6 protein-coding genes are annotated in these 6750 nt (G+C 70.1%); all 6 read right to left on the reverse strand.

Features of this window, described 5'->3' with window-relative positions; genetic code table 11:
- The coding region (locus VG899_12320; GenBank protein ID HWA67138.1) for a polyribonucleotide nucleotidyltransferase at window positions 1–2010 on the reverse strand (2010 nt) is incomplete at its 3' end.
- A gap of 149 nt (window positions 2011–2159) precedes the next feature.
- On the reverse strand, window positions 2160–2429 hold the full coding sequence (rpsO, locus tag VG899_12325; protein HWA67139.1) for a 30S ribosomal protein S15: 270 nt from the start codon (window positions 2427–2429) through the stop codon (window positions 2160–2162).
- A gap of 83 nt (window positions 2430–2512) precedes the next feature.
- Window positions 2513–3388: a bifunctional riboflavin kinase/FAD synthetase gene (locus VG899_12330; protein HWA67140.1), complete on the reverse strand. Its 876-nt coding sequence runs from the start codon at window positions 3386–3388 to the stop codon at window positions 2513–2515.
- Window positions 3389–3408: 20 nt separating this feature from the next.
- A complete protein-coding gene (gene truB, locus VG899_12335) occupies window positions 3409–4269 on the reverse strand; it encodes a tRNA pseudouridine(55) synthase TruB (GenBank protein HWA67141.1) in 861 nt (286 codons plus the stop codon).
- Window positions 4266–4697: a 30S ribosome-binding factor RbfA gene (rbfA, locus tag VG899_12340; GenBank protein ID HWA67142.1), complete on the reverse strand. Its 432-nt coding sequence runs from the start codon at window positions 4695–4697 to the stop codon at window positions 4266–4268. The genes truB and rbfA overlap by 4 nt, the downstream gene beginning before the upstream one ends.
- Window positions 4698–4701: 4 nt before the next feature.
- A partial coding sequence (gene infB / locus VG899_12345; protein ID HWA67143.1) for a translation initiation factor IF-2 occupies window positions 4702–6750 on the reverse strand: 2049 nt, incomplete at its 5' end.

The raw sequence follows: 6750 nt of genomic DNA on the forward strand, positions 1-6750 counted from the left end.
CATCAGCGACACGAAAGCGCCGAACGTCGTCGTCTTCACGACGGTGCCCAGGTAGCGCTCGCCGACCTCCGGCAGCTGCGGGGACACGATCGAACGGATCGCGCGCAGCGCGGCCTCCGCCGCCTCGCCGCCGACCGCCGAGATGTAGATCGTGCCGTCGTCCTCGACGGTCAGGTCGGCACCGGTGTCGGCCTGGATCTGGTTGATGATCTTGCCCTTCGGCCCGATCACCTCACCGATCTTGTCGACCGGGATCTTCTCGGTGATGATGCGCGGCGCGTACGGCGACATCTCGCCAGGCGCCGAGATCGCGTCCGCCATCACGTCGAGGATCGTCATCCGGGCGTCGCGTGCCTGCTGCAGCGCACCCGCGAGCACCGATGCCGGAATGCCCGTGAGCTTGGTGTCGAGCTGCAGCGCCGTGACGAACTCGCGCGTGCCGGCGACCTTGAAGTCCATGTCGCCGTACGCGTCCTCGGCGCCGAGGATGTCGGTGAGCGTGACGAAGTCGTCACCTTCGTTGATCAGACCCATGGCGATACCCGCAACCGGCGCCTTGAGCGGGACGCCGGCCGCCATCAGCGACAGCGTCGAGGCGCAGACGGAGCCCATCGAGGTGGACCCGTTGGAGCCGAGCGCCTCGGAGACCGCGCGGATGGCGTACGGGAACTCTTCCTTGCTCGGCAGCACTGGCACGAGCGCCCGCTCCGCGAGTGCGCCGTGGCCGATCTCGCGGCGCTTGGGCGAGCCGACCCGCCCGGTCTCACCGGTCGAGTAAGGCGGGAAGTTGTAGTGGTGCATGTAGCGCTTGCGGGTCTCGGGCGAGAGCGTGTCGACGAGCTGCTCCATGCGCAGCATGTTCAGCGTCGCGACGTTGAGGATCTGCGTCTCGCCACGCTCGAACAGGCTGGAGCCGTGCACGCGGGGCACCACGTCGATCTCGGCGGACAGCGAGCGGATGTCCCGCACGCCTCGACCGTCGATGCGAACGCCGTCCTTGATCACGCGCTGGCGCACGAGCTTCTTGGTCAGCGAGCGGTACGCGCCGCCGATCTCCTTCTCGCGGCCTTCGAAGTCAGCGGCGATGCGCTCCTTGGCGAGCTCCTTCACGCGGTCGAGCTCGGCCTCGCGCTCCTGCTTGTCGGCGATGGTCAGCGCCGTGGCGAGCTCGTCGCTCACCGCGGCGGTCACCGCCTCGAGCACGTCGTCGCCGTACTCCAGGAAGACCGGGAACTCGCGGGTCTCCTTGGCGGCCTGGTCGGCCAGTTGCTGCTGGGCGGCCGCGATGGCCGCGAGGAACGGCTTGGCGGCCTCGAGGCCCTGCGCGACGACCTCTTCGGTCGGCGCGACGGCGCCGGCCGCGACCAGCTCGATGGTGTTCTCGGTGGCCTCGGCCTCCACCATCATGATCGCGACGTCCCCGCCCTCGACCACACGCCCGGCGACGACCATGTCGAAGACCGCGCGCTCGAGCTCGGAGTACGTCGGGAACGGCACCCACTCGCCGTCGATCAGCGCGACGCGCGCGCCGGCGACCGGTCCGGAGAACGGCAGGCCGGCCAGCAGCACCGAGCAGGCGGCACCGTTGATGGCAACCACGTCGTAGAGGTGGTCAGGGTCGAGCGAGAGGACCGTCGAGACGATCTGGATCTCGTTGCGCAGGCCCTTCGCGAAGCTCGGGCGCAGCGGCCGGTCGGTGAGCCGGCAGGTGAGGATCGCGTCCTCGCTCGGCCGGCCCTCGCGACGGAAGAACGAGCCGGGGATCTTGCCGGCGGCGTACTGGCGCTCTTCGACATCGACGGTGAGCGGGAAGAAGTCGAACTGGTCCTTCGGTGCCTTCGACGCGGTCGTGGCCGACAGAAGCATGGTGTCGCCGTCGAGATAGGTGACGACGGAGCCGGCTGCCTGCTGGGCGAGCCGGCCGGCTTCGAATCGGATGGTGCGCTCGCCGAGCGAGCACTTGAGAACAGCTTCTGCGCTGTAGGTGTCGTTGTTGTCGGTGCCCGTCATGGGCTCTCCGTTCGGTTCGGCGCGCGAGGCGCGAGTCCGACGGGCCCGGTCATCGATCGAAGCGAACGGACCGGTGTCCGGCCGCCACTACCGAGGACCGAGGCTCGCGTGTTTGGACCTCGCGCGCGGTGTTTTCGGGTGCGAACGAGCTAGCGGCGCAGGCCGAGTCGCTCGATCAGTGTGCGGTAACGCTGGACGTCCACGCTCTCGAGGTAGCGCAGCATCCGGCGGCGTCGGCCGACGAGCAGCAGCAGTCCGCGCTGGGTGTGGAAGTCGTGCTTGTGAGCCTTCATGTGCTCGGTGAGGTCGGAGATCCGCCGGGACAGCAGCGCGATCTGCACCTCGGGCGAGCCGGTGTCACCATCGCTGGTGGCGTGCTCGCTGATGATCTGTTGCTTGACGGCTGCGTCGAGCGGCAAAGGGAATCTCCTGATTGATCAGCCCGCAGGGTTACACCACAGGGGCAGACTCTTGTGACCCTGCCAGTGTAGCCGAGTGGCGCTCAGCTGAGGGAATCGCGAGCGACGGCCACGTCGCGGTGCATCTGGGCGATGAGCTCGTCCACGTCCGCGAAGCGCTCCATGCCGCGCAGCCGGCTCGCGAACTCGACCGTGACGTGCTCGTCGTAGAGATCCAGCTCATGACCGACGTCGATCGCGTAGGCCTCGACGCGACGCTCGACGCCGTCGAAGGTCGGGTTGGTCCCCACGCTGATCGCCGCCTTCACCCGGGTGCCGTCGGCGCGGGTCAGCCACCCGGCGTAGACCCCGTCCTGGGGTACGGCGATGCTCTCGTCGACGCCTACGTTGGCCGTCGGGAACCCGAGCGCGCGGCCGCGCGCGTCGCCGCGCACCACCGGACCCTCGACCAGGTGCAGCCGGCCGAGCGCCGCCGCGGCGGCCTCGACGTCACCGTGGACGACCAGGTCACGAACCATGGTCGAGGAGACCGTGCCGCCGGCCGTGAGAAGCGGGACGTCGTCGACGGCCAGCGCATGCTTGCGGAGCAGCTCGACGTCGCCGGACGCGCGATGGCCGAACCGAAAGTTACGACCGACCACGATCTGAACGGCCGAGAGCCGGTCGATGAGCACCTGCTCGACGAACTCGTCCGCGGTCTGGCGTGACAGCTCACGGGTGAACTCGAGCACCAGTACGTCGTCGGCGCCGTGCGCCTTCAGCAGCGAGAGCCGCCGGTCGAGGGTGGTCAGCATCGGCGGGACGTGGCGCGGCGAGAGGATCGCGGTCGGGTGCGGATCGAAGGTGACGACCACCACTTTCGCCTCGCGCCGTCGGGCGGCGTCGACCGCGTGCTGCAACACCAGCTGATGGCCGCGATGGACGCCGTCGAACACCCCGATCGGGACGACGCTGCTCACCACACCACCAGTATCCCGGGTCAGCCGAACACGCAGACCGGCTGCGCCACGCCGTCACGATCCGTGACAAGAGCGACCAGCCTCCCGTCAGGGGCGAACACCGCCGAGGTCGGCGGCGTCACGTCGAGGGCGAGCCGCTGACCGTTGGCGATCCGCGCCGCCTGCTGCGCGTCGACCTGGATGGAGGGGAACGCTCGCGCCGCGGCCTCGGCCAACGGGGTCAGTGCGAAGCTCGCCTCCAGCGCCTCGACGGTGCGCGCCTCAGTGACGGCGTAAGGACCGCTCCTGGTCCGTCGCAACGCGGTCAGATGGCCGCCGACGCCGAGCGCGGCGCCGAGGTCGCGGGCGAGGGCGCGGACGTAGGTGCCGGTCGAGCACGTCACGTGCACGTCGAGCTCGGCCCCGCGCCGCGCGGTGAGGGAGAACTCCGAGACGGTGACCGGCCGCGGCTCGAGCACCACGGCGTGCCCGGCCCGCGCCTTCGCGTAGGCCCGTACGCCGTCGACCTTGATCGCCGAGACGCTCGCCGGGACCTGCCCGATCTCCCCGGTGAGCCTCGACATCGCGTCTGCGATCTGCTGGTCGGTGAGCGACGCTGCCGCCTCGGAAGCGTCCCCGCCGACGAGCTCGCCTTCGGCGTCATCGGTGGTGGTCGCGCTGCCGAGCCGAATCGTCGCGTCGTAGGCCTTGTCGTGCAGTGCGAGGTGACCGAGCAGCCGAGTCGCCCGGTTGACCCCGATGACGAGGACGCCGGTCGCCATCGGGTCGAGCGTGCCGGCGTGTCCGACCCGCCGCGTCCCTGCCAACCGCCGGACCTTGCCGACGACGTCGTGCGACGTCCACCCTGCCGGCTTGTCGACGACGAGCAGCCCGTCGGTCATTCCTCGGCGTCGGCGGGTTCGCGATAGGGGTTCGCCTCGCCGGCCGGCTCGGCGTGCTCGGCGAGGCTGTGCACCCGCTCGTCCTCCTCGCGGGCACGCGCCAGGACCGCTTCGATGTGCTGGGCGTTCTCCGGGATCGCGTCGAGCACGAACGCCACCGAGGGCGTGTGCTTGAGCCCGGTCGCCCGACCGATCGCGGTGCGGATCATGCCCTTGGACGCCTCCAGCGCCGCGGCGCTGTCCGCGCGTACCGTCTCGTCCCCCCAGACGGTCCAGAACACGGTCGCCTCACGAAGGTCGGGCGTCAGCCGGGCATCGGTGATCGTCACCATGCCCAGCCGCGCGTCCTTCACGTTGTGCTCGACCGACTGCGCGACGATCTCGCGGATCCGCACGCTCATCCGACGAACCCGAGCGTCGTCAGCCATCGCGCTACACCCTGGGCTTCTCGCGCAGCTCGAAGGTCTCGATCACGTCGTCGACGTTGATGTCGTTGTAGCTGCCGAGGCTGATACCGCACTCGAAGCCTTCACGCACCTCGGTCGCGTCGTCCTTGAACCGGCGAAGCGTTGCGATGGTGAGGTTGTCCGCGACCACGACGCCGTCTCGGATGAGGCGTGCCTTGGAGTTGCGGACGATGGTGCCGCTGCGCACGAGGCAACCGGCGATGTTGCCGACCTTGCTCGACCGGAACACCTCGCGGATCTCCGCCGTACCGAGCTGCGCCTCCTCGAACTCCGGCTTGAGCATGCCCTTGAGGGCGCTCTCCACGTCGTCGATGGCGGCGTAGATGACGGAGTAGAAGCGGACGTCGACCTTTTCGCGCTCGGCGAGCTCGCGCGCCTTGCCTTCCGGGCGGACGTTGTAGCCGATGACCACCGCGTCGGAGGCGCGCGCCAGGTTGATGTCGTTCTCGGTGATGGCGCCGACGCCCCGGCCGATCACCCGAAGGCCGACCTCGTCCTCGGCACCAACGTCGATCTTGAGCAACGCGTCCTCGAGGGCTTCGACCGAACCGGACACGTCGCCCTTGAGGATCAGGTTGAGCTGGTTGACCTCGCCCTGCTGGATGCGCTCGAGCACGTCCTCGAGGGTCATCCGGCCGCGGCCCTTGGCGAGCTCGGCGAACCGCTCGCGCGCCTGCCGCTGCTCGGCGATCTGGCGGGCGACCCGGTCCTCCGGTACGACGAGGAAGTTGTCGCCGGCGCCCGGAACGCTCGTGAACCCGAGCACCTGCACCGGACGCGAGGGCGAAGCCTCCTCGACCGGGTCGCCGTACTCGTCGAGCATCGCGCGGACGCGACCGTAGGCGTCGCCCGCGACGATGGAGTCCCCGACCCGCAGCGTGCCGCGCTGGATCAGCACGGTGGCCACCGGGCCGCGGCCCTTGTCGAGGTTGGCCTCGATCGCGACACCCTCGGCGGCACGGTTCGGGTTGGCCCGCAGGTCGAGCGCGGCGTCGGCGGTCAGCGCGACCGCCTCGAGCAGGGTCTCCAGACCCTGCCCGGTGCGTGCGGAGACGTCGATGAACAGCGTGTCGCCGCCGTACTCCTCCGCCACCAGGCCGTACTCGGTGAGCTGCTGGCGCACCTTGGCCGGGTTGGCGTCGTCCTTGTCGACCTTGTTGACCGCGACCACGACCGGGACCTCGGCGGCCTGCGCGTGGTTGAGCGCCTCGATCGTCTGCGGCATGACGCCGTCGTCGGCCGCGACGACCAGAACCGCGATGTCGGTGACCTGGGCACCGCGGGCACGCATGGCGGTGAACGCCTCGTGACCGGGGGTGTCGATGAAGGTCAGGGTCCGCTCGACGCCTTCGACCGTGGCGTGCACCTGGTAGGCACCGATGTGCTGGGTGATGCCACCGTGCTCCTTCGCCACGACGTCGGTCTGGCGGATCGCGTCGAGCAGCTTCGTCTTTCCGTGGTCGACGTGACCCATGACGGTCACGACCGGCGCGCGGGCGACGAGGTCGGCCTCGTCCTCGTCGGCGTCGAACTCCAGGTCGAAGCGCGACAGGATCTCGGCGTCCTCCTCTTCAGGAGTGACGATGCGCACGTCCCACCCGAGCTCGGTGCCGAGCAGCTGCAGCGTCTCCTCCGGCGCCGACTGGGTCGCAGTCACCATCTCGCCGAGCTGCGTGAACACGACCTGCACGAGCGAGCCCGGGTTGGCACCGATGCGGTCGGCGAAGTCGGCCAGGCTGGCACCACGCGGCAGGCGAATCTGCTCGCCGTTTCCGCGCGGGACCTGCACGCCGCCGATCGTCGGCGCCTGCATGTTGTCGAACTCCTGGCGGCGCTGCTTCTTCGACTTGCGGCCACGCGCCGGACGACCCCCCGGACCGCGCCCGAACGCGCCCTGCGTCGGCGCGCCGCGGCCGCGGCCGCCGGGTCCACCGGGCCGGCCACCGCCGAAGCCACCGGGACGGCCGGGCGCACCTGCGCCACCGCCGCCGGGGCCGCCACCGGGACGGCCACC

Source organism: Mycobacteriales bacterium (genome assembly GCA_035550055.1).
Classification (GTDB): Bacteria; Actinomycetota; Actinomycetes; order JAFAQI01; family JAFAQI01; genus DASZTV01.

Coding starts and splice junctions, on each gene's coding strand:
- truB (HWA67141.1), bottom strand. CDS start 4,269: ATGACCGACGGGCTGCTCGTCGTCGACAAGCCGGCAGGGTGGACGTCG.
- rbfA (HWA67142.1), bottom strand. CDS start 4,697: ATGGCTGACGACGCTCGGGTTCGTCGGATGAGCGTGCGGATCCGCGAG.